General features: G+C 33.5%; 34 protein-coding genes. 29 read left to right on the top strand and 5 right to left on the bottom strand.

Annotated elements, in window-relative coordinates; all coding sequences use genetic code 11:
• The first annotated feature begins 2 nt into the window (after positions 1 to 2).
• From rpsS to ACFFGA_RS08910, 29 genes are all read left to right on the top strand, one after another.
• On the top strand, positions 3 to 281 hold the full coding sequence (gene rpsS / locus ACFFGA_RS09050) for a 30S ribosomal protein S19 (protein WP_008269180.1): 279 nt from the start codon (positions 3 to 5) through the stop codon (positions 279 to 281).
• Positions 282 to 286: 5 nt separating this feature from the next.
• Positions 287 to 694 carry a 50S ribosomal protein L22 gene (rplV, locus tag ACFFGA_RS09045; RefSeq protein WP_386062774.1) on the top strand — a complete coding sequence of 136 codons (408 nt, stop codon included), beginning with the start codon at positions 287 to 289 and terminating at the stop codon, positions 692 to 694.
• Between the two features lie 9 nt (positions 695 to 703).
• Positions 704 to 1,423 (top strand): 30S ribosomal protein S3, encoded by a 720-nt coding sequence (gene rpsC / locus ACFFGA_RS09040; RefSeq protein ID WP_386062771.1) that lies wholly within the window; start codon positions 704 to 706, stop codon positions 1,421 to 1,423.
• 20 nt (positions 1,424 to 1,443) lie between these two features.
• On the top strand, positions 1,444 to 1,863 hold the full coding sequence (rplP, locus tag ACFFGA_RS09035) for a 50S ribosomal protein L16 (RefSeq protein WP_110475991.1): 420 nt from the start codon (positions 1,444 to 1,446) through the stop codon (positions 1,861 to 1,863).
• 12 nt (positions 1,864 to 1,875) lie between these two features.
• The gene (rpmC, locus tag ACFFGA_RS09030; RefSeq protein WP_386062769.1) at positions 1,876 to 2,067 is read left to right on the top strand and encodes a 50S ribosomal protein L29; all 192 of its coding nucleotides are present in this window, start codon (positions 1,876 to 1,878) and stop codon (positions 2,065 to 2,067) included.
• A gap of 17 nt (positions 2,068 to 2,084) precedes the next feature.
• Entirely contained in the window at positions 2,085 to 2,342 is a 258-nt protein-coding gene (gene rpsQ, locus ACFFGA_RS09025; RefSeq protein WP_386062766.1) for a 30S ribosomal protein S17, read from the top strand.
• A gap of 2 nt (positions 2,343 to 2,344) precedes the next feature.
• Positions 2,345 to 2,713 carry a 50S ribosomal protein L14 gene (gene rplN, locus ACFFGA_RS09020; protein ID WP_173281854.1) on the top strand — a complete coding sequence of 123 codons (369 nt, stop codon included), beginning with the start codon at positions 2,345 to 2,347 and terminating at the stop codon, positions 2,711 to 2,713.
• Between the two features lie 12 nt (positions 2,714 to 2,725).
• Positions 2,726 to 3,037 (top strand): 50S ribosomal protein L24, encoded by a 312-nt coding sequence (rplX, locus tag ACFFGA_RS09015; RefSeq protein WP_111685486.1) that lies wholly within the window; start codon positions 2,726 to 2,728, stop codon positions 3,035 to 3,037.
• 2 nt (positions 3,038 to 3,039) lie between these two features.
• Entirely contained in the window at positions 3,040 to 3,591 is a 552-nt protein-coding gene (rplE, locus tag ACFFGA_RS09010; RefSeq protein WP_386062762.1) for a 50S ribosomal protein L5, read from the top strand.
• Between the two features lie 2 nt (positions 3,592 to 3,593).
• Positions 3,594 to 3,863, top strand: coding sequence for a 30S ribosomal protein S14 (rpsN, locus tag ACFFGA_RS09005; RefSeq protein ID WP_007094975.1), 270 nt, complete (start codon positions 3,594 to 3,596; stop codon positions 3,861 to 3,863).
• A 104-nt stretch (positions 3,864 to 3,967) separates the two neighbouring features.
• The gene (rpsH, locus tag ACFFGA_RS09000; protein ID WP_386062758.1) at positions 3,968 to 4,369 is read left to right on the top strand and encodes a 30S ribosomal protein S8; all 402 of its coding nucleotides are present in this window, start codon (positions 3,968 to 3,970) and stop codon (positions 4,367 to 4,369) included.
• 12 nt (positions 4,370 to 4,381) lie between these two features.
• Positions 4,382 to 4,924 carry a 50S ribosomal protein L6 gene (rplF, locus tag ACFFGA_RS08995; protein WP_386062755.1) on the top strand — a complete coding sequence of 181 codons (543 nt, stop codon included), beginning with the start codon at positions 4,382 to 4,384 and terminating at the stop codon, positions 4,922 to 4,924.
• A gap of 10 nt (positions 4,925 to 4,934) precedes the next feature.
• A complete protein-coding gene (gene rplR / locus ACFFGA_RS08990; protein WP_386062752.1) occupies positions 4,935 to 5,291 on the top strand; it encodes a 50S ribosomal protein L18 in 357 nt (118 codons plus the stop codon).
• Between the two features lie 6 nt (positions 5,292 to 5,297).
• A complete protein-coding gene (gene rpsE / locus ACFFGA_RS08985; protein WP_386062749.1) occupies positions 5,298 to 5,822 on the top strand; it encodes a 30S ribosomal protein S5 in 525 nt (174 codons plus the stop codon).
• 13 nt (positions 5,823 to 5,835) lie between these two features.
• Positions 5,836 to 6,015: a 50S ribosomal protein L30 gene (gene rpmD, locus ACFFGA_RS08980; protein ID WP_114300031.1), complete on the top strand. Its 180-nt coding sequence runs from the start codon at positions 5,836 to 5,838 to the stop codon at positions 6,013 to 6,015.
• A 15-nt stretch (positions 6,016 to 6,030) separates the two neighbouring features.
• The gene (gene rplO / locus ACFFGA_RS08975; RefSeq protein WP_386062746.1) at positions 6,031 to 6,483 is read left to right on the top strand and encodes a 50S ribosomal protein L15; all 453 of its coding nucleotides are present in this window, start codon (positions 6,031 to 6,033) and stop codon (positions 6,481 to 6,483) included.
• 10 nt (positions 6,484 to 6,493) lie between these two features.
• Positions 6,494 to 7,855: a preprotein translocase subunit SecY gene (secY, locus tag ACFFGA_RS08970; protein WP_386062743.1), complete on the top strand. Its 1,362-nt coding sequence runs from the start codon at positions 6,494 to 6,496 to the stop codon at positions 7,853 to 7,855.
• An 82-nt stretch (positions 7,856 to 7,937) separates the two neighbouring features.
• Positions 7,938 to 8,153 (top strand): translation initiation factor IF-1, encoded by a 216-nt coding sequence (gene infA / locus ACFFGA_RS08965; protein ID WP_007094967.1) that lies wholly within the window; start codon positions 7,938 to 7,940, stop codon positions 8,151 to 8,153.
• 4 nt (positions 8,154 to 8,157) lie between these two features.
• On the top strand, positions 8,158 to 8,274 hold the full coding sequence (gene ykgO / locus ACFFGA_RS08960) for a type B 50S ribosomal protein L36 (RefSeq protein ID WP_008269159.1): 117 nt from the start codon (positions 8,158 to 8,160) through the stop codon (positions 8,272 to 8,274).
• Positions 8,275 to 8,378: 104 nt separating this feature from the next.
• Positions 8,379 to 8,753 carry a 30S ribosomal protein S13 gene (gene rpsM, locus ACFFGA_RS08955; protein WP_155089952.1) on the top strand — a complete coding sequence of 125 codons (375 nt, stop codon included), beginning with the start codon at positions 8,379 to 8,381 and terminating at the stop codon, positions 8,751 to 8,753.
• Between the two features lie 101 nt (positions 8,754 to 8,854).
• A complete protein-coding gene (gene rpsK / locus ACFFGA_RS08950) occupies positions 8,855 to 9,238 on the top strand; it encodes a 30S ribosomal protein S11 (protein WP_386062731.1) in 384 nt (127 codons plus the stop codon).
• A gap of 192 nt (positions 9,239 to 9,430) precedes the next feature.
• Entirely contained in the window at positions 9,431 to 10,036 is a 606-nt protein-coding gene (gene rpsD, locus ACFFGA_RS08945; protein ID WP_386062728.1) for a 30S ribosomal protein S4, read from the top strand.
• 93 nt (positions 10,037 to 10,129) lie between these two features.
• Positions 10,130 to 11,122 (top strand): DNA-directed RNA polymerase subunit alpha, encoded by a 993-nt coding sequence (locus ACFFGA_RS08940; protein ID WP_386062725.1) that lies wholly within the window; start codon positions 10,130 to 10,132, stop codon positions 11,120 to 11,122.
• A gap of 140 nt (positions 11,123 to 11,262) precedes the next feature.
• Positions 11,263 to 11,736: a 50S ribosomal protein L17 gene (gene rplQ, locus ACFFGA_RS08935; protein ID WP_386062722.1), complete on the top strand. Its 474-nt coding sequence runs from the start codon at positions 11,263 to 11,265 to the stop codon at positions 11,734 to 11,736.
• 182 nt (positions 11,737 to 11,918) lie between these two features.
• Entirely contained in the window at positions 11,919 to 13,022 is a 1,104-nt protein-coding gene (carA, locus tag ACFFGA_RS08930) for a glutamine-hydrolyzing carbamoyl-phosphate synthase small subunit (RefSeq protein WP_386062719.1), read from the top strand.
• Positions 13,023 to 13,231: 209 nt separating this feature from the next.
• Entirely contained in the window at positions 13,232 to 14,524 is a 1,293-nt protein-coding gene (gene eno / locus ACFFGA_RS08925; RefSeq protein ID WP_386062716.1) for a phosphopyruvate hydratase, read from the top strand.
• Positions 14,525 to 14,697: 173 nt separating this feature from the next.
• Positions 14,698 to 15,984 (top strand): citrate synthase, encoded by a 1,287-nt coding sequence (locus tag ACFFGA_RS08920; RefSeq protein ID WP_386062713.1) that lies wholly within the window; start codon positions 14,698 to 14,700, stop codon positions 15,982 to 15,984.
• Positions 15,985 to 16,046: 62 nt separating this feature from the next.
• The gene (locus ACFFGA_RS08915; RefSeq protein WP_386062710.1) at positions 16,047 to 16,958 is read left to right on the top strand and encodes a dimethylarginine dimethylaminohydrolase family protein; all 912 of its coding nucleotides are present in this window, start codon (positions 16,047 to 16,049) and stop codon (positions 16,956 to 16,958) included.
• 124 nt (positions 16,959 to 17,082) lie between these two features.
• Entirely contained in the window at positions 17,083 to 18,357 is a 1,275-nt protein-coding gene (locus ACFFGA_RS08910) for a hypothetical protein (protein WP_386062708.1), read from the top strand.
• A gap of 50 nt (positions 18,358 to 18,407) precedes the next feature.
• Here ACFFGA_RS08910 and ACFFGA_RS08905 read toward each other — a convergent pair whose 3' ends face one another.
• The 5 genes from ACFFGA_RS08905 to ftsH form a co-directional block, all read right to left on the bottom strand.
• The gene (locus ACFFGA_RS08905; protein ID WP_386062705.1) at positions 18,408 to 18,674 is read right to left on the bottom strand and encodes an acyl-CoA-binding protein; all 267 of its coding nucleotides are present in this window, start codon (positions 18,672 to 18,674) and stop codon (positions 18,408 to 18,410) included.
• The gene (locus ACFFGA_RS08900) at positions 18,671 to 19,324 is read right to left on the bottom strand and encodes a phosphatidylserine decarboxylase family protein (protein WP_386062703.1); all 654 of its coding nucleotides are present in this window, start codon (positions 19,322 to 19,324) and stop codon (positions 18,671 to 18,673) included. The genes ACFFGA_RS08905 and ACFFGA_RS08900 overlap by 4 nt, the downstream gene beginning before the upstream one ends.
• Positions 19,314 to 20,135, bottom strand: a complete 822-nt coding sequence (locus ACFFGA_RS08895) for a phosphatidate cytidylyltransferase (protein ID WP_386062701.1) — start codon at positions 20,133 to 20,135, stop codon at positions 19,314 to 19,316. The genes ACFFGA_RS08900 and ACFFGA_RS08895 overlap by 11 nt, the downstream gene beginning before the upstream one ends.
• Positions 20,135 to 20,743 carry an LUD domain-containing protein gene (locus ACFFGA_RS08890; RefSeq protein WP_386062698.1) on the bottom strand — a complete coding sequence of 203 codons (609 nt, stop codon included), beginning with the start codon at positions 20,741 to 20,743 and terminating at the stop codon, positions 20,135 to 20,137. Before ACFFGA_RS08890 ends, ACFFGA_RS08895 begins: the two co-directional genes overlap by 1 nt.
• A 103-nt stretch (positions 20,744 to 20,846) precedes the next feature.
• The gene (ftsH, locus tag ACFFGA_RS08885; protein ID WP_386062695.1) at positions 20,847 to 22,790 is read right to left on the bottom strand and encodes an ATP-dependent zinc metalloprotease FtsH; all 1,944 of its coding nucleotides are present in this window, start codon (positions 22,788 to 22,790) and stop codon (positions 20,847 to 20,849) included.
• Positions 22,791 to 22,801: the final 11 nt, after the last annotated feature.

The raw sequence follows: 22,801 nt of genomic DNA, 5'->3' as shown, positions 1-22,801 counted from the left end.
GTATGGCACGTTCATTAAAAAAAGGACCTTATATCCACTATAAACTAGAAAAGAAAGTTGCAGAAAATGTAGCTTCAAACAAAAAGACGGTAATTAAGACTTGGTCTAGAGCATCAATGATCTCTCCTGATTTCGTTGGTCAGACAATTGCAGTTCACAATGGTCGTCAATTTGTTCCGGTTTATGTAACTGAAAATATGGTAGGTCACAAATTAGGAGAATTTTCACCAACACGATCTTTTAGAGGTCATGCAGGTGCTAAGAATAAAGGTAAAAAATAAGAATCATGGGAAGTCGTAAAAAACAAATGGCGGAAGCTATTAAAGCGGAGAAGAAGCAGGTTGCTTTTGCTAAGCTAAATAACTGTCCTACATCACCAAGAAAAATGCGTTTAGTAGCGGATTTAGTCAGAGGTGAGAAGGCTGAAAAAGCGCTTCAGATTCTTAGATTTAGCTCTAAGGAAGCGTCTCGTCGTTTAGAAAAATTAGTTATGTCTGCAATTGCAAATTGGCAAGCTAAAAACGAAGATGCTGACGTTGAAGAAGCAAAGCTTTATATTAAAGAGATTAGAGTAGATGGCGGGTCTATGTTAAAGAGATTACGTCCTGCTCCTCAAGGTAGAGCACATAGAATAAGAAAAAGATCTAATCACGTAACAGTGGTTGTAGATGCATTAAATAAAACACAAAGCTAAGATAGAGATATGGGACAAAAGACAAATCCAATCGGAAATCGCTTAGGAATTATCAGAGGATGGGAATCTAACTGGTACGGAGGAAACGATTATGGTGATAAACTTGCCGAAGACGATAAGATTAGAAAATACGTTCACGCGCGTTTATCTAAAGCTAGTGTAAGTAGAGTAATTATTGAGCGTACGCTTAAACTTGTAACCGTTACTATCACTACTGCTAGACCTGGTATTATTATCGGTAAAGGTGGTCAAGAGGTAGATAAGTTAAAAGAAGAGCTTAAAAAGATTACTGGTAAAGAAGTTCAATTGAACATCTTTGAGATTAAAAGACCTGAACTAGATGCTTATCTAGTTGCAGCAAGTGTTGCTCGTCAAATAGAAAGCCGAATTTCTTACAGACGTGCAATAAAAATGGCTATCGCTGCAGCTATGCGTATGAATGCAGAAGGTATAAAAATTCAAATTAGTGGTCGTTTAAACGGAGCTGAAATGGCACGTTCTGAGCACTATAAAGAAGGACGTATTCCTTTATCTACTTTTAGAGCTGATATTGATTATGCTTTAGTAGAAGCACATACTACCTATGGTAGACTAGGTGTCAAAGTTTGGATAATGAAAGGCGAAGTATATGGAAAAAGAGAATTATCTCCATTAGTTGGTCTATCTAAACAAAAAGGTAAAGGTGGACGAGGTGGAAATAGTAATAATAAATCTCGTCGTAGAAAGTAATTTTTTAAAGAAAAGAAAAAATGTTACAGCCTAAAAGAACAAAATTTCGTAAGCAGCAAAAAGGTCGTATGAAAGGAAATGCGGGAAGAGGTCATTTGTTATCAAATGGAACTTTCGGTATCAAATCATTAGACTCGTCTTTTATAACTGCACGCCAAATAGAAGCAGCGCGTATTGCCGCTACTCGTTATATGAAAAGAGAAGGATCGTTATGGATTAAAATTTTTCCAGACAAACCTATCACAAAGAAACCTCTTGAAGTACGTATGGGTAAAGGTAAAGGTGCCGTTGAATATTGGGCAGCTGTTGTAAAACCAGGACGTATGTTATTTGAAGTAAGTGGTGTGCCATTAGAAACAGCTCAAGAAGCTTTACGTTTGGCGGCACAAAAACTTCCTGTAAAAACTAAGTTTATCATAGCTAGAGATTACGAAGCTTAATAGAAGTATATTATGAAGCAATCAGAAATTAAACAGCTTTCAACAGCTGAGTTACAAGAGAAACTTAGTGAAACTAAAAAGAGTTATATGGACCTAAAAATGGCTCATACAATCTCTCCTTTAGAAAACCCAATTCAGTTACGTCACGCTCGTCGTACTGTAGCTAGAGTTGCGACAGAATTAACTAAAAGAGACGGACAATAATTGTATTCTGCTGAAAGATGGAAAAAAGAAACTTAAGAAAAGAACGTATAGGAATAGTTACTAGTAACAAAATGCAAAAGTCAATTGTTGTTGCTGAAGTAAAAAAAGTAAAACATCCTATGTATGGAAAGTTCGTGTTAAAGACAAAGAAATATGTCGCACACGATGAAACAAACGACTGCAACGAAGGAGATACTGTAAAGATCATGGAAACAAGACCTATGAGTAAATCTAAGTGTTGGAGATTAGTAGAAATAATTGAAAGAGCGAAGTAATTATGGTACAACAAGAATCAAGATTAAAAGTAGCTGATAATACTGGTGCTAAGGAAGTTTTAACTATCCGTGTACTAGGAGGAACAAAAAGAAGATATGCTTCTGTTGGTGATAAAATTGTAGTGTCTGTTAAAGATGCAACTCCTAACGGAAACATTAAAAAAGGAGCTGTATCGACAGCAGTTGTTGTGCGTACAGCTAAAGAAGTAAGACGTCCAGATGGATCTTATATTAGATTTGACGACAACGCATGTGTACTTTTAAACCCTCAAGGGGAAATGAGAGGAACACGTGTTTTTGGACCTGTAGCTAGAGAACTTCGTGATAAACAATTCATGAAAATTGTATCATTAGCACCAGAAGTGCTTTAATTGATAAATAAGATGACAAAGCTTAAAATAAAATCAGGAGATACAGTACAAGTAATTGCTGGAGACCATAAAGGATCTGAAGGTAAAGTACTTAAAGTATTAAGAGATAAGAACAAAGCCATCGTAGAAGGTGTAAACATGGTAAAGAAACATACTAAGCCAAGTGCACAAAACCCTCAAGGTGGTATTGTAGAGAAAGAAGCATCAATTCATATTTCAAACTTATCGTTGTTAACTTCTAAAGGAGAAACAACTAGAGTAGGTTATAGAATGGATGGCGACAATAAAGTAAGATTTTCAAAAAAATCTAATGAAGTAATTTAATTATGGCTTACGTTGCAAGATTAAAACAAGAGTACAAGGAAAAAGTAATTCCTGCTCTTACAGAAGAATTTGGATATAAAAATGTGATGCAAGTACCTAAGCTTCAAAAGATAGTATTATCTAGAGGAGTTGGTGCTGCTGTAGCAGATAAAAAGTTAATCGATCACGCAGTTGATGAATTAACTAAAATAACTGGACAGAAAGCCGTAGCTACGATCTCTAAGAAAGACGTTGCATCTTTTAAGTTACGTAAAGGTATGCCAATTGGTGCTAAAGTAACTTTAAGAGGAGAGCAAATGTATGAGTTCTTAGATCGTTTGGTAACTTCAGCTTTACCACGAGTTAGAGATTTCAACGGAATCAAAGCTACAGGTTTTGATGGTCGTGGAAACTATAACCTAGGTGTTACAGAACAAATCATTTTTCCAGAGATTGATATTGATAAAATCAATAAAATCAATGGTATGGATATCACATTTGTGACTACTGCTGAAACTGATAAAGAGGCAAAGTCACTATTAACAGAATTAGGATTACCATTTAAAAAGAATTAATTATGGCTAAAGAATCAATGAAAGCTCGTGAGGTAAAGCGTGCAAAAATGGTTGCTAAATATGCTGAGAAAAGAAAAGCTTTAAAAGAAGCTGGAGATTACGAAGCATTACAAAAGTTACCAAAAAACGCTTCACCAGTACGTATGCACAACCGTTGTAAGCTTACAGGAAGACCAAAAGGTTATATGAGACAGTTTGGTATCTCTCGTGTAATGTTTAGAGAAATGGCTAACAAAGGGTTAATTCCTGGTGTAAAGAAAGCAAGTTGGTAACATTGAGGAAGCGAATTAGCTTCTGTACAATTATCAATATAATTATTGTATAATCGGGATTTAGGTTCGAGAATTTCGAAAACCATATCCTAAAATTAAAAACTATGTACACAGATCCAATAGCGGATTATTTAACGCGAGTTAGAAATGCTGTGAAAGCAAACCACAGAGTGGTTGAGATTCCTGCATCTAACTTAAAAAAGGAAATGACTAAAATATTGTTCGATCAGGGCTATATTTTAAGTTATAAATTTGATGACAAGTCTTCTGCACAAGGCACAATTAAGATTGCCTTAAAGTATAACAAAGACACCAAAGAGTCAGTTATCAAAAAAATTCAAAGAATCAGTAAACCAGGTTTACGTAAATATGCTGGAGCTAACGAAATGCCAAGAATCTTAAATGGTTTAGGTATTGCAATTGTTTCTACGTCTCACGGTGTGATGACAGGTAAACAAGCACAAAGAGAAAACGTTGGTGGCGAAGTATTATGTTACGTTTACTAAAAACAGGAAATTATGTCAAGAATAGGTAAAAACCCAATAACAATTCCTGAAGGTGTTACTGTAGAAGTTAAGGATAACGTAATTACTACAAAAGGTAAATTAGGTGAATTAACTCAAGAGTATTCAGAAATTGAAATTAAGATCGAGGACGGTACTATAACATTAGAGCGTCCATCTGAAAAGAAAGATCACAGAGCAAAGCACGGTCTTTACAGAGCGTTAATTGCTAACATGATAGAAGGTGTTTCTAAAGGCTGGACCAAAGAATTAGAATTAGTTGGTGTAGGTTATAGAGCTTCAAATCAAGGACAAAAATTAGATTTAGCCATTGGTTTCTCTCACAACATCGTTATGGACATAGCTCCAGAAGTTAAGGTTGAGACAGTTACTGAAAAAGGTAAAAATCCAATCGTTAAACTAACATCACATGACAAACAGTTAGTAGGTCAGGTAGCTGCAAAAATCCGTGGTTTCCGTAAGCCAGAACCTTATAAAGGAAAAGGTATCAAGTTTGTTGGTGAAGAAATTAGAAGAAAAGCAGGTAAATCAGCTTAATAATTAAGTTATGGCATTGACAAAGAACGAAAGAAGAATAAGAATAAAAAACAGAATCCGTAAGGTAGTATCTGGTACAGAAACAAGACCAAGATTAGCTGTTTTTAGAAGTAATAAAGAAATTTATGCTCAAATCGTGAATGATGTAACTGGTAAAACTATAGCTGCTGCATCTTCAAGAGATAAAGATATTGCAAAGTCTAAAGGAAATAAAACTGAAGTTGCTGCTTTAGTTGGTAAGGCTATTGCGGAAAAAGCTATGAAAGCTGGTGTTGAAACTATTTCTTTTGATAGAGGTGGTTACTTATATCACGGAAGAGTAAAATCATTAGCAGAAGGTGCTAGAGAAGCAGGACTTAAATTTTAAGACATTATGTATCAAAAATATAAAAACGCAGAATTAGTAAAACCAGGCGGATTAGAATTAAAAGATCGCTTAGTTGGTGTACAGCGTGTAACTAAAGTAACAAAAGGTGGTAGAGCATTTGGTTTTTCTGCTATAGTTGTTGTAGGTGACGAAGCTGGTGTTGTAGGACATGGTTTAGGTAAATCTAAAGATGTTGCTACTGCAATAGCAAAAGCTGTAGAAGATGCTAAGAAAAACTTAGTAAGAATTCCTATTATAAAAGGAACATTACCACACGAGCAAAAAGGTAAGTTTGGTGGAGCAAGAGTTAACATTATACCAGCTGCACCTGGTACAGGAGTTATTGCTGGTGGTGCTGTTAGAACTGTTCTTGAAGCAGTAGGTGTACATGATGTATTATCTAAGTCTCAAGGTTCATCTAACCCTCATAACGTAGTAAAGGCAACTTTTGATGCATTACTACAATTAAGAGATGCTAAGTCTGTAGCTAGAGAGCGTGGTATTTCACTTGAAAAAGTATTTAACGGATAATCGATAGGATAAGATGGCAAAGATTAAAGTAACTAAAGTAAAAAGTGCAATCAACCGTACTAAAAGACAAAAGCTAACATTAGAGGCTTTAGGTCTTAAAAAAATAGGACAAGTTGTAGAGCACGACGCCACACCAAATATCCTTGGTATGGTAAAGAAAGTTGAACATTTAGTTTCTGTAGAGGAAGCTTAAAAATATAACTTAAAAATGGATTTAAGTAATTTAAAACCTGCAGAAGGTTCAGTAAAAAATCAAGGAAAGCGCGTTGGTCGTGGTCAGGGATCTGGTAAAGGTGGTACTGCTACAAGAGGACATAAAGGTGCTAAGTCACGTTCTGGTTATTCTAAGAAATTAGGATTTGAAGGTGGTCAAATGCCTTTACAAAGACGTGTTCCTAAATTTGGATTTACTAACATTAATAGAGTAGAGTATCAAGGTATAAACTTGGACACCTTACAACAGTTAGTAGACGAAAAGAAAATTAAGGATACTGTAGATTTTGAAACATTTGTATCATTAGGTAAAGCTGGAAAGAATGATCTAGTTAAAATCTTAGGTAGAGGTGAATTAAAAGCTAAATTAACAGTAACTGCTCATAAATTTACTGCTACGGCAAAAGCTGCTATTGAAGCTGCTGGTGGTGAAGCTGTAACTTTATAAGACCACAAGGATGAAGATAGTAGAAACATTAAAAAACGTTTGGAAAATCACAGAACTTAAGGATAGAATCATTCTAACCTTAGGTTTGTTATTAGTGTATCGTTTTGGTGCGCAGGTTGTATTGCCTGGTATTGATATCAATAAACTAGGTGGTTTACAAGCTGGTATGGATGGTGGTATTTTAGGATTGTTAAATGCCTTTACGGGTGGAGCATTTGCTAATGCCTCTGTATTTGCATTAGGTATTATGCCTTACATTTCTGCGTCCATTGTTGTTCAGTTAATGGGTATTGCGATTCCTTATTTACAGAAACTTCAAAAAGAAGGAGCTAGTGGACAAAAGAAAATTACTCAGATAACACGTTGGTTAACTATAGGTATTTGTTTAGTACAAGCACCAGGCTACTTAGCAAGTGTACCAGCGTTGTCTGGCTCAGCTTCTATGAGTAGTTTATTAGTGCCAGGATTTTCTGAAAATATCTTTTACTTCTCATCAGTAATTATTTTAGTAACAGGCTGCGTATTCGCTATGTGGTTAGGTGAGAAGATTACAGATAAAGGTATTGGTAATGGTATTTCATTATTAATTATGGTAGGTATCATTGCAACATTACCACAGTCTTTTGCACAGAATATGTTCTCAAGATTAGAAGGTAATGGTGGATTCATGATGATACTGATAGAATTAGTAATCTGGTTCTTAATCATTTTAGCTTCTGTATTCTTGGTGATGGCAGTTCGTAAAATTGCAGTTCAGTATGCAAGAAGAACAGCATCTGGTGGATATGAGAAGAATGTATTTGGATCACGTCAGTTTTTACCATTAAAATTAAATGCTTCAGGTGTAATGCCAATTATCTTTGCTCAGGCAATTATGTTTGTGCCTAGTCTTATTGGTGGATCTTCATTTTTAAAAGATACAGATGCAGGTCAATGGATGCAGACTAATTTTTCTGATATATTTGGTTTTTGGTATAATCTAGTATTCGCGTTATTGATTATAATATTTACATATTTCTATACAGCGATTACAGTGCCAACAAATAAAATGGCTGATGATTTAAAGCGTAGTGGTGGATTTATTCCAGGCATTAGACCAGGTTCTGAAACTTCAGAATATCTAGATAAGATCATGTCTCAAATAACCTTACCAGGATCTATTTTCCTTGCCTTAATAGCAGTTTTTCCTGCTTTTATCGTAAAGTTAATGGGTGTGCAGCAAGGTTGGGCATTATTCTTTGGTGGTACATCACTTTTAATTATGGTTGGTGTAGCTATTGATACAATGCAGCAGATTAATTCTTATTTATTAAATAAGCATTATGATGGCTTGATGAAGACCGGTAAAAACAGAAAATCTGTTACCGCATAACTAAAAAATTAATTTAAAGAGTTCAATTCAAAAAAAACGGTAAGGTATTTGCTAATTGAGAATTGAATACTAAAAATTATTTATGGCAAAGCAAGCAGCAATAGAACAAGACGGAACGATAATAGAAGCATTATCTAATGCAATGTTTCGTGTAGAATTAGAAAATGGTCACATTGTGACTGCACATATTTCTGGTAAAATGCGTATGCATTATATTAAATTATTACCAGGAGACAAAGTAAAATTAGAAATGAGTCCTTATGATTTAACTAAGGCTCGCATAACTTATAGATACTAACAAGATGAAAGTAAGAGCATCAGTTAAAAAGAGAAGTGCTGATTGTAAATTAGTACGACGCAAAGGGAGACTTTACGTAATAAACAAAAAGAATCCTAGATTTAAACAAAGACAAGGATAAAAAAGTAAAGAAGTCATTAGTAATTAGTAGTTAGATGAATCTGTTCGAAATCGAAAGGTTTAGGATTCTAACAACTAAAAGCTAACAGCTAAAAACTAAATTATATGGCAAGAATTGCAGGTGTAGACATACCAAAACAAAAAAGAGGAGTAGTATCCTTAACCTATATCTATGGAATAGGTAGAAGTAGAGCTAAAGAAATTTTAGAAACTGCTAAAGTTGACGAAAGTACAAAAGTACAAGATTGGACTGACGACGAAATCGGAGCGATTCGTGAAGCTGTTGGTACTTTTAAAATCGAAGGTGAATTACGTTCTGAAACACAATTGAACATTAAGCGATTAATGGATATTGGATGTTACAGAGGTATTCGTCATAGAGCTGGTCTTCCTTTAAGAGGACAGCGTACTAAGAACAACTCTCGTACAAGAAAAGGTAGAAGAAAAACGGTTGCTAACAAGAAAAAAGTAACTAAATAATAACAGACATTAGTCATTAGTTTAGACGTTAGATGAATCTGCCTGAAATGTAAAAGTTTAGGATTCTAACAACTAAAGCTAACAACTAGAAACTAAAAAACATGGCAAAGTCAAGTACAAAAAAACGTAAAGTAATTGTTGATGCAATTGGTGAGGCGCATATCACAGCATCTTTCAACAACATCATTATATCTTTAACAAACAAAAAAGGTGACGTTATTTCTTGGTCATCAGCTGGTAAAATGGGCTTTAGAGGTTCTAAAAAGAACACTCCTTATGCTGCTCAATTAGCTGCAGAAGATGCTTCAGCAGTAGCAAAAGAAGCTGGTTTAAAGAAAGTAAAAGTATACGTAAAAGGTCCTGGTAACGGTAGAGAATCTGCTATCAGATCTATACACAACTCAGGTATTGAAGTATCAGAAATTATCGATGTTACTCCATTACCACATAACGGTTGTCGTCCTCCTAAAAGACGTAGAGTTTAATCTGAATTTGTTTCAGGTTCTCTGTTAGAGATTTATATAATAAACTAATATCGATACATGTATTGATATTAGTTTATTTTGTGTAAATTTGCAAACTGAAAAAAATTAAATAAGTATCAACGAGAGGTTAACAGTTGTAGAAGGATAAGCTTAAGACCTTAATTTTACAATTACTCTCATAACAAATTAAAAATGGCAAGATATACTGGTCCTAAAACTAAAATCGCTCGTAAATTTGGACAAGCGATCTTCGGAGACGATAAAGCCTTCGAAAAAAGAAACTATCCTCCAGGACAGCACGGAAACAACCGTCGTCGTGGAAAAAAATCTGAATATGCAATCCAGTTAATGGAAAAGCAAAAAGCTAAATATACTTATGGTATTTTAGAGCGTCAATTCAGAAACATGTTTAAAAGAGCAACTGCGGCTCAAGGTATTACAGGTGAGGTTTTATTACAATTTTGTGAATCACGTTTAGATAACGTTGTTTTCAGAATGGGTATTGCTCCAACACGTAGTGGTGCTAGACAATTAGTATCTCACAGACACATCACAGTAAATGGAGAAAAGGTAAACATTCCTTCTTACCAATTAAAAGCTGGTGATGTTGTAGGTGTTAGAGAAAAATCAAAATCTTTAGAGACTATTCAGAATTCATTGGCTAATTCTAGTAATGTTTACGAATGGATTACTTGGAACAACGATAAAATGGAAGGAACTTATGTTTCTGTTCCTGCAAGAATTCAAATCCCTGAGCAAATCAACGAGCAATTTATCGTTGAACTTTACTCTAAATAATAAATTAATCATATTGGTGTTTAGCCAAAGGGTTTATTGGTATTCTTCAAACCTATAAACCGCGCAACTAAATAACAATTAAAACGAAGAAAAATGGCAATATTAAATTTTCAGAAGCCCGATAAAGTAATCATGATTGATTCTACTGATTTCGAAGGTAAGTTTGAATTCAGACCTTTAGAACCAGGATACGGATTAACAGTAGGTAATGCTTTACGTAGAGTATTATTATCTTCTTTAGAAGGTTTTGCAATAACTTCAGTTAGAATAGAAGGTGTAGATCATGAGTTTTCTACAATTTCTGGTGTAGTTGAAGATGTTACTGAAATGATCTTAAACTTAAAGCAAGTAAACTTTAAGCGTCAAATAGATGAAATAGATAACGAAACGGTTACTATTTCTATTTCAGGACAAGATCAAATCACTGCAGGTGATTTTCAGAAGTTTATTTCTGGATTCCAAGTATTAAATACAGATTTAGTAATCTGTAACTTAGATCCTAAAGTAAACATCAATATGGAACTTACTATTGAAAAAGGTAGAGGTTATGTTCCTGCAGAAGAAAATAAAAAAGCGTCTGCACCAATCGGAACTATCTTTACAGATTCAATTTACACTCCAATAAAGAATGTAAAATACAGTATTGAAAACTTCCGTGTTGAGCAAAAGACGGATTACGAAAAATTAGTTTTCGAAATTCAAACTGATGGATCTATCAATCCTAAAGATGCTTTAACAGAAGCTGCTAAAATATTAATTCACCACTTCATGTTATTCTCTGATGAGCGTATCACCTTAGAAGCTGATGAAATTGCACAGACTGAAACTTATGATGAAGAGTCACTTCATATGAGACAACTATTGAAAACTAAATTAGTTGATATGGATCTTTCTGTACGTGCACTTAACTGTTTAAAAGCTGCAGAAGTTGATACTTTAGGTGACTTAGTATCATTCAATAAAAATGATTTAATGAAATTCAGAAACTTTGGTAAGAAGTCTTTAACTGAGCTAGAAGAACTGGTAAATGTAAAGGGTCTTAACTTCGGAATGGATTTAAGTAAATATAAATTAGATAAAGACTAAGGAATTTTTGATTTAAGATTTACGAAGTACAATTACGTTACTTAAAAATCGTAAATAGGAATTCTAAAAGCGTAAATTAAATTAATCATATTTTGCTCCTCAAATAAAGAGTCTGGTAGCAAGATGGTAAAACAAATGTCATGAGACACGGAAAAAAATTCAATCACCTAGGTAGACAAACAGCGCATAGAAAAGCTATGTTAGCTAATATGGCTTGTTCTTTAATAGAGCACAAGCGTATTAACACAACTGTTGCTAAAGCAAAAGCTTTAAAGCAGTTTGTTGAGCCGATGATTACGAAATCAAAAACTGATACAACGCATAACAGACGTATTGTAATGGCTAAACTTAGACAAAAAGATGCTGTTGCAGAATTGTTTAGAGATGTAGCACCTAAGATTGGTGATCGCCCAGGAGGATACACACGTATCATCAAATTGGGTAACAGACTTGGTGATAATGCTGATATGGCAATGATAGAGTTAGTGGATTACAACGAACTTTACAATGCTGGTAAGGCAGAGAAGAAAACAACACGTAGAAGTAGAAGAGGTGGTAAGAAAGCTACAACTACTCCTCCTGTAGAAACTCAAGCTTCAAACGAAGAAGAATAAAAATGCTAACAACAAAGCGAGTAAAATTTAAAATCAATGAAAATATAAATTTGATGCTGGCTTTCGTTTTATTTAAATCTCGATTATCGAGTGTTAATAAGCATTAATAAATAACAAGGATAAACTGTTTCAGTTTATCCTTTTTTTTTGGAATTTTGCAAAACCTTTTTTAAACACAATACATGAAATACAAACAAAGAAAGAAAGCACTCATCTTATTAGCAGACGGAACCATTTTTCATGGTAAATCCATAGGGAAAGAGGGTTCAGCTTTTGGTGAAGTATGTTTTAATACTGGTACAACTGGTTATCAAGAAATATTTACAGATCCATCTTACTATGGTCAGTTAATGGTAACTACAAATGCACACATAGGAAACTACGGAACAAAAGAAGACGAAGTAGAATCTGATACGGTTAAAATAGCAGGCTTAATTTGTAAAAATTTTAGTTTTGAGTATTCTAGACCAGCTGCTGATGCCACTTTAGAGGACTTTTTTGAAAAGCATAACACACTTGCTATTGCAGATGTAGATACACGAGCGCTAGTAAGTTATATTAGAGATCATGGAGCTATGAATGCTGTCATTTCTACTGAAGTGGATAACATTGAAGGTTTAAAAAAGCAATTAGCAGAAGTGCCATCAATGGAAGGTTTAGAGTTAGCATCAAAAGTATCTACTAAAGAACCTTATTATTTTGGAAATGAAAATGCAACTTATAAAATTGCTGCATTGGATATTGGAATTAAAAAGAATATTCTTAGAAACTTAGCTAAGCGCGATGCTTACATTAAAGTGTTTCCATATAATTCAAAATTTGAAGATTTAGAAGCATTTAATCCAGATGGTTATTTCTTGTCCAATGGTCCTGGTGACCCAGAACCTTTGGTAGAAGCCCAAGCTGTAGCAAAAGAAATCATTGCTAGAAATAAACCATTGTTTGGTATTTGTTTAGGCCATCAAGTCATTGCTTTAGCAAACGGAATTTCAACTTACAAAATGCATAATGGACATAGAGGTATTAACCATCCTGTAAAAAATTTAGTGACAGGAAAAGGTGAAATTACTTCTCAAAACCATGGTTTTGCTATTAGTAGAGAAGAAACTGAGGCTAATGCTAATGTGGAAATTACCCATGTACATCTTAACGATAATACAGTTGCAGGTATAAAACTTAAAAATAAGAATTGTTTCTCGGTACAATATCATCCAGAAGCAAGTCCTGGACCAAATGATTCGGTCTATTTATTTGACCAGTTTATTGAGAATATAAAAAACAGCTAATAAAGAAAACGCAATAAAAACAAACTTTTATTGCGTTTTTTTAGTTTCAAAAACGTTATAGTAAGGATTAATCATAAATATAATTTTTGTTCTGATTTAAGCTATAGATTTTCGTAATTTTGACTAATATAAAGGGTTTTTTACAGAACAAGATTAAGTATATAGACCTTTTTAGATTCAATTTTTAAACTTAACTAAAACCAAACATAATGAGCATCATAATTAATGTACATGCAAGACAAATTTTAGATTCAAGAGGAAACCCAACTGTAGAAGTTGATGTTGTAACTGAAAGTGGAATTATGGGAAGAGCAGCAGTGCCTTCTGGAGCTTCTACTGGAGAGCACGAAGCGGTTGAATTGAGAGATGGTGGAAACACCTATATGGGAAAAGGAGTTTTAAAAGCTGTTGAAAATGTAAATGCTGTCATTGCTCAAGAATTATTAGGAGTTTCTGTATTTGAGCAAAATGCCATTGACCAAATGATGATAGAATTAGATGGTACACCAAACAAATCAAAATTAGGTGCAAATGCTATTTTAGGTGTGTCTTTAGCAGTTGCAAAGGCAGCGGCTAACGAATTGGGTATGCCATTATACAGATATGTTGGAGGTGTATCTGCCAACACATTACCATTACCAATGATGAATATCATCAACGGTGGTTCGCATAGTGATGCACCAATTGCATTTCAAGAATTTATGGTAATGCCAGTGAAGGCAAAAAACTTTACGCATGCTATGCAAATGGGTACAGAGATCTTCCATAACCTTAAGAAAGTATTGCACGACAGAGGTCTTAGTACTGCAGTAGGTGATGAAGGCGGTTTTGCACCAAACTTGGAAGGAGGTACTGAAGATGCGTTAGACTCTATAAAACTTGCAGTTGAAAAAGCCGGCTATACTTTTGGTGATGATGTGAAAATTGCATTAGACTGTGCTGCTGCCGAATTTTACAAAGATGGAAAATACGATTACACTATTTTTGAAGGCGAATCAGGACAAGTAAGAACTTCTACTGAACAAGCAGAATATTTAGCAGAGTTAGCATCAAAATACCCAATTATATCTATTGAAGATGGTATGGACGAAAATGACTGGGATGGATGGAAAGTATTAACAGAAAAGATTGGTGACAAAGTACAGCTTGTAGGAGATGATTTATTTGTAACTAACGTAGAGCGTTTATCTCGTGGTATTAAAAACGGTATAGCAAATTCTATTTTAATTAAAGTAAACCAAATAGGTACGTTAACAGAAACTATTTCTGCTGTAAATATGGCGCACAATGCTGGTTACACTTCTGTAATGTCTCACAGATCGGGAGAAACAGAAGATAATACCATTGCGGATTTAGCCGTTGCACTAAATACTGGTCAGATAAAAACAGGTTCTGCATCACGTAGTGATCGTATGGCAAAATACAATCAGTTATTACGTATAGAAGAAGAATTAGGTGATGTTGCTTATTTTCCTCAAGAGAATGCTTTTAAGGTGAAGTAAGTTTATAATTTTACTGTATAAATATTAAAGCGATTACTGTTTAGGTAATCGCTTTTGTTTTGTATAGAAAATAGCAATATTACAATTGTTAAAACGATTATAAATACGCTTTCTAAATCGTTTGATATTTTGTAATTTTACAATCCTTAAAAATTAAAAATCATACAGAACATATGTCAGATAAAGCTACCTTAGAAATTAATGGCGAAAAATATGAATTCCCTTTAGTAGTCGGTTCAGAAAATGAAGTTGCAATAGATATTAAGACACTAAGAAGTGCTACAGGAGGAGTTACAACAATAGATCCTGGATATAAAAACACAGGAAGTTGTGAAAGTGCTATTACTTTCCTTGATGGTGAAAAAGGCATTCTAAGATATAGAGGTTATTCTATTGAAGAATTAGCTGAAAAAGCAGATTTCCTTGAAGTAGCTTATTTACTCATATTTGGTGAATTACCAACAAATGAAGAGTTAGAGAGGTTTCATTCAGATATCAAATCGCATTCAGTTGTAGATGATGATGTTAAAAAGATTTTAGATGCTTTTCCTAAGTCAGCTCATCCAATGGGTGTGTTATCATCATTAACAAGTGCTTTAACAGCATTTAACCCAACTTCTGTAGATGTAAATTCTGAAGAAGCAATGTATAATGCAATCGTTAGAATTTTAGGTAAGTTTCCTGTACTTGTAGCGTGGACTATGCGTAAAAAGCACGGTTTACCTTTAGATTATGGTGATGATAAATTGGGTTATGTTGAGAATGTTCTAAAAATGATGTTCAAAAGTCCAAATGGAGAATACGAGCAAAATCCTATTTTAGTCAATGCACTAGATAAGCTTTTAATCTTACATGCAGATCATGAACAAAACTGTTCTACTTCTACAGTAAGAATTGCAGGTTCTTCCCATGCTGGTTTATTTGTGTCTTTAGCATCTGGTATCTCAGCACTTTGGGGACCATTGCATGGCGGAGCAAACCAAGCGGTTTTAGAAATGCTAGAAGCTATTAAAGAAGATGGTGGAGACACTAAAAAATATATGGCAAAAGCAAAGGATAAGAATGATCCTTTCCGTTTAATGGGCTTTGGTCATCGCGTATATAAAAACTTTGACCCTAGAGCTAAAATTATTAAAGTGGCTGCAGATGAAGTTTTAAGTGACTTAGGTGTAGATGATCCAATCTTGGATATCGCAAAAGGTCTTGAAAAAGAAGCCTTGGAAGATCCGTATTTTGTAGATAGAAAATTATATCCTAACGTAGATTTTTATTCAGGTATTATATACAGAGCTATGGGGATTCCTGTAGAAATGTTTACCGTAATGTTTGCTTTAGGTCGTTTACCTGGTTGGGTAGCACAGTGGCGTGAAATGCGCATGCGTAAAGAGCCAATTGGCCGTCCTAGACAATTATATATTGGTGAAACCTATAGGCCATTTAAGTCTATTGAAAAAAGATAGTTTATCATAAAGCATAGAAAGCTTCATAATCTTTATGAAGCTTTTTTGTATTTTGAGCATCTATGAAACTAAATATACAAAACGAAACTTCACGTCTTAGGGCAGTAATTTTAGGAACTGCAGAAAGCAACGGTCCACAACCAACAATTGAAGACGCTTACGACCCTAAATCTATTCAACATATTAAAGCTGGTACTTATCCCATAGAAGAAGATATGGTAAAGGAGATGGATGCTGTGGTTAAAGTTTTTGAAAAATATGATGTAAAAGTATTTAGACCTAAGGTCATTGAAGATTACAATCAAATTTTTTCGAGAGATATTGCTTTTGTTATAGAAGATAAACTTATAAAGGCTAATATTTTACCAGATCGAGAACGCGAATATGAAGCCATTCAGCATGTCATAAAACAAATAGATGACGATAAAGTAATTTTGTTACCAGAAGAGTGTCATGTTGAAGGTGGTGATGTAATGCCTTGGAACGATTATATTTTTATTGGTACATATTCTGGCGAAGATTATTCAGATTATATCACAGCACGTACTAATATGGATGCTGTTATTGCTATTCAAGAATTATTTCCAGATAAAACTGTCAAAGCCTTTGAACTAAGAAAATCTAACACAGATCCTAAAGAAAATGCGTTGCATTTAGATTGTTGCTTCCAGCCCATAGGGAAGGGCAAAGCTATACTTCACAAAAATGGATTTTTAATTGAGAAGGAATATGAGTGGTTAGTAGATTTCTTTGGTAAAGAAAATATATTCGAGATTACTAAAGACGAAATGTATAATATGAACAGTAATGTGTTTTCAATATCAGAAGATGTTATTATTTCTGAACGTAATTTTACAAGATTAAACACTTGGTTGAGAGAAAACGGTTTTACCGTTGAAGAAGTGCCTTATGCAGAAATTGCAAAGCAAGAAGGTTTATTGCGTTGCTCTACAATGCCTTTGATTAGAGATTAATTTTTTAAATAAAAAAAAAGGATATATAATTGCAAATTATATTTATCAAGCAAACTTATGGCTTGTAGATATATTTTGAACATTAATTAATTTTTAAAGCCCCTTTACCAGGATTTTAGTTTTTATGAGAAACTTTATTTTATTACTGCTTTTATTAAGCTCAGCGACAATATTTTCCCAAGTCAATTTTCAAAATGGTTACTTTATTTATAATAATAATCAAAAAGTAGACTGTCTAATAAAAAATAAAGATTGGAATAGGTTACCAGATAGTTTTGAATATAAATTAAATAAAAACGATAAGGTACAAACTGTATCTATGCTACAAATAAAAGAGTTTAGAATTCTGGATACAGATTTATTTTATGTTAAAGAAAAACTAACTCAAGATATAAAAAATGACAATTACCAAGTAATAAAGCATGAGGGAGAGGATGTGTTTTTTAAAGTGCTGTTAAGAGGTGAAGGCTCAGTTTATGAATATTTTAACGAAAGGTCTTATTTTTTTTATGAGCTAGATAACCAAGGTTTAGTTCTATTGCCTAAGCCTAACAAAAATGACAAAGAGAATAAAAAGAAAAATTCTAATGTGTATAAGAATGATTTATATTCAAATTTAAAATGTGATGGTATAACATTGGCAGATTTTAAGAAACTACACTATAGAGAGCAAGAATTAATTAAGCTTTTCTCAAAATATAATACATGCAAGGGAGGTGGTTCTGAAAATATTTTTGACAAAAGAACTAAAACATTATTAAGGCTAAAAGCTATAGCTGGATTAAATTTTCATAATTCTATTACTAATAAACTTTCTTTTAAGTATAGTTTTAGTTTACCACCGAGTGCAGGAGGGGGTACTGGTACATCTACAGGAAAGGATGAGATAAAATTTGATGGTCAAACCAATTTTTTCTTTGGTGGTGAACTAGAGTTGGTTTTACCAATAAATAATAATAAATGGAGTATATTCATTTCTCCTATTTACCAAAGCTTTTCTGATTTGTCTGGCTCTAAAGAAGTTAAAGACCACGAATTAAATTATGATGCAGATTATGATGTAAATATATCATCTATTTCATTTATTGAATTACCTATTGGTGTTAGGTATTATATGAAATTTAATGAGAAAACACAGATTTTTACTCATTTAGCAATTGCGTCTAATATAATTATGTCCGCTGATTATACTCAAGAAATAAATAATCATAGTAATCATCCATTTAAATTTGCGGAAAATGAAAAAAACTACAGTTTTTATTCAGGTGTAGGTTTAAACTATGATAAGTTCGCGATTGGATTAAATTATTATTTTACTAAAAACTTACGTGACTCTAAGAACCTGAATCTTAATGCCAATGGGGCAATATCATTATTTGGATCTTATACTATTTTCTAAACATATGAATGTTTACCGGAGACACTATTGAGATTATAAAAAAGGGGATTCTATTTTCTGTACAAAAAATAATTATTCACAAGATTAATATATTCTTGTTTAGCTTCGTCTTCACTTATATCTTGTACTTGAAATAAAGCATTTGTCTTAAAAGCATTAATTATAGGTTTGCTACTGCTAGGTCTTCCGTAATCGTTGGTAGCCTTTTTGTAAAACGCATATAATCGTAGTAAAAAATCAGCAGGAAATGGTTCTGTATGATTGTTTACACGATCAACAGCTGCTTCAAATTCTATATTTAATTCTTCAGAAGTCATTTCATTTCGGCAATGATACTTTCACCACCTCGAACTTTTTGATTAAGTTGAACCTTAATATCGGCATCTAAAGGTAAAAATAAATCTACTCGCGAGCCAAATTTTATAAAGCCAGAATCAGTACCTTGGATTGCTTTAGAATTTAGTGTAGCATAGTTTACAATTCGTTTAGCCAAAGCACCAGCAATCTGTCTGTAAAGTACTTTGCCAAAACTTTCGTTCTCTACAACAACAGTTGTACGTTCGTTTTCTTCACTTGCCTTTGGGTGCCATGCTACTAAATATTTACCAGGATGATATTTACTATAACTAATATTTCCACTTATTGGATATCGGGTAACATGTACATTTATTGGCGACATAAATACAGATACCTGAATACGTTTGTCCTTAAAAACTTCATTCTCCATAACTTCTTCAATTACCACAACTTTACCATCTACAGGAGATAAGGCATGTTTTTCATTGGCATGTGTATGACGCTTAGGGTTTCTGAAAAATTGAAGAATGAGTATAAAAAATATGAGCACAGCTATCATTAGCCCTTTGCGTAACCATTCGTTAGTGATAAATTCATCGATTAAAAAAAACGATCCAACTACAATTACAAGCGTAATGAATATGATTTTATGACCTTCTTTATGAAACATAATTGATAATACTTAAAAGTAAATATATAAATGGTGCTGCAAAGATAAGACTATCTAGTCGGTCTAGCAGACCTCCATGTCCTGGCATTATCACACCGCTGTCCTTTACCTCTGCTTGACGTTTAAACTTTGACTCTATTAAATCTCCAAAAGTACCAAAAACACTGACTATAATTGCCATAATTAACCAATGGGTGGAATTGAGAGTCTCGGTATATTTGGCAATAAAATAACTCGCTACAAGGGCAAAAAATAAGCCGCCTAAAAAACCTTCTACCGTTTTTTTTGGCGAAACCCTTGGGAATAATTTTTGTTTCCCAAAATTTTTCCCAACTAAATAAGCACTACTGTCATTGATCCAAACCAAAATAAATGCTCCTAAAAGCAATAACGGAGTAAAGGTGTTTTGAAAATTGGCAATTAATAACAAAAATACAAAACCACTGCTTAAGTAAAACGTAGTGGTAATATAACGTTTGGTTTCAAAAAGCGGAATTTTTTTAAAAGTGAATAAATCCTTCAATAAGATAAGATTTACAAAAATAGTAACGACCAATAATATATTAATAGCTTCAGCACTATTAAATAAAGTTGTTTTGTAAAGGGTTATGTACCAAAAAAGACCATACAGAATGATGAATATAACATATTGCGCATAGCCTTTTAGTTTTATCAGTTTACTATATTCCATTAAACTAATAATGCCAAAAAGCGCAAGTATTATTACTAGTCCAGTTTGAAAATATAGTGAACCTATGAGCAATAAAACATATATAGCACCAGATATGGCTCTTATAGATAGCTCCTTCATTATAAATCCTCTAGTAGAAGTAAGTACAAGTTTTTTGAACTACTGCCGTAAGTTAAAAAATCTTTATCGTCAGCAGTTTTAAAATGCTTTATGGTAGTAATATTTGTTGGGATTGCTGCTTTGCTTTTCTCTTTTATACCTTTTAACCCTTCACCAATACTTTCTACAAATTGGCTCGTAGTAGCATATATTATAAAATGCTCTGGTAATTCCTTAAGCTTTTTCTCAGCAATTTGATTTGAGGATATTAACAACGAACCATCATCTGAAATAAGATACTCGCAAGTGGATAAAAAATATGAGCTTTCTGAAATTTTTTTAGTACTCTTAAGGTTGAAGTCTTTAAATAAGGCAGATAAACGTTCATCAATCAGAAAAACTTTATCATCATGCCATTGGTTTTCGTCTAGGATAGAGTTGAAACTCTCTTTAACTTCTTCCATGTTTTCACAATACAAGAATTTCCCACCGTTGGCTTTAAAATTTATTGTAAAACGTTCATCAGCAGGCAACTTAACTTCTGGCATGTATTTGCCACGCTCTTGATTTGGTATGTGTTCTTCGGACTGTTCTGATTTTTTTCCAAAGAATTTACGAAATAAGCTCATTCAATTGTTGCTATTAATCCTGATATATATGAATTTATCAAATATAAAAAAACTTAAATTAACATATAGTCAATTTAAGTTTTTTATAATACAGTACAGACAGTTACTCTTCTTCTTCAGCTATTGTTTCTTCTTTGTCAAACGCACGTTTGCCAAATATTTTTTCTAGATTGTCTTTAAAAATAACTTCCTTATCTAACAATACTTCAGCTAACTCAGTAAGCTTATCCTTATTTTGCTCTAAAAGTTGTATAGCTCGCTCGTATTGCTCTTCTATAATATTAGATATTTCTTTATCAATAAGTTCTGCAGTTTGCTCGCTATATGGTTTTGTAAAACCATATTCCGATTGCCCAGAAGAATCATAATACGTTAAGTTACCGACTTTGTCACTAAGTCCATAAATGGTAACCATAGCTCTAGCTTGTTTAGTTACTTTTTCTAAATCGCTTAATGCACCAGTAGATATTTTATTAAAAATTACTTTTTCTGCAGCTCTACCACCTAATGCTGCACACATTTCGTCTAGCATTTGTTCTGGACGAACAATTAAGCGCTCCTCTGGTAAGTACCATGCTGCACCAAGAGAACGACCTCTAGGTACAATGGTTACTTTTACTAGTGGAGCAGCATGTTCTAGCATCCAACTCACAGTAGCATGACCAGCTTCGTGGAATGCAACAGCACGTTTCTCGTCTGGTGTAATAATTTTGTTTTTCTTTTCTAGACCACCAATAATTCTATCTACAGCATCTAAGAAATCTTGTTTGTTTACAGCTTTTTTACCTTTTCTTGCAGCTATTAAAGCAGCTTCGTTACATACGTTGGCAATATCAGCACCAGAAAAACCTGGAGTTTGCTTTGCTAAGAAATCAATATCGAGTGTTTCTTCTTTTTTAAGTGGACGTAAGTGTACTTCAAAAATTTCTTTACGCTCTCTTACATCTGGTAAATCCACATAGATTTGTCTATCAAAACGTCCAGCACGCATTAAAGCACTATCTAATACATCTGCTCTGTTTGTTGCAGCTAGTACAATAACGTTAGTATTGGTGCCAAAGCCATCCATTTCAGTTAATAACTGGTTTAAGGTATTTTCGCGCTCATCATTAGAACCTGAAAAGTTATTTTTTCCTCTAGCTCTACCAATTGCGTCAATCTCATCAATAAAAATAATTGAAGGTGATTTTTCTTTAGCTTGCTTAAACAAATCTCTTACACGAGATGCACCAACACCTACAAACATCTCCACAAAGTCTGAACCTGATAAAGAGAAGAAAGGCACTTTAGCTTCACCAGCTACAGCTTTTGCCAATAATGTTTTACCAGTTCCTGGAGGTCCTACAAGTAATGCTCCTTTTGGTATTTTACCACCTAAAGCGGTGTATTTTTCAGGGAATTTTAAGAAGTCAACAATCTCTTGTACTTCTTCTTTTGCTCCTTCTAAACCTGCAACATCCTTAAATGATGTTTTGGTATCGGTTTTTTCATCAAAAAGTTTGGCTTTAGATTTTCCTATGTTGAAAATCTGACCTCCACCACCAGCTCCACCACCAGAAGACATACGTCTCATGATGAATATCCATACACCAATAATTAAAATAAACGGTAGTAAAGTAAGTAATAAGTCTCCCCAAACATTCTGCTCAGTTTCGTAGGTCACTTTAGTACTTAAGTTATTTTCTTTAATAACTTCATTTACATCTTTTTCAAAATTTTGAAGATCACCAAATTCAAACTTATAATTTGGAATAAGTGTTACCGAAGGAAAGATAGTATTAGGCTTCGATTTTTTATGAACTTCTAGCTGTTGCGCTTCTTTGGTTAAATAAACTCTTGCTTCACGTTTATTTACTACTTCAACTTTTTCAACATCACCGTTTTCTAAGTATTCTAAAAATTGAGCTGGTGTAGTTTGTGTTCCTGTAGAACCTCCAAAACCACCAGAAAATAATTGTATGGATAAAAATACCGCTATAATAACTCCGTATATCCAATACGGATTCATTTTAGGTTTTTTATTTAAATTTTTATTGTCTTTTGCCATCTTGTTGCCGC

The organism is Winogradskyella pulchriflava (genome assembly GCF_042434315.1).
Classification (GTDB): Bacteria; Bacteroidota; Bacteroidia; order Flavobacteriales; family Flavobacteriaceae; genus Winogradskyella; species Winogradskyella pulchriflava.
This window is presented reverse-complemented; position numbering and strand designations above follow the sequence as displayed.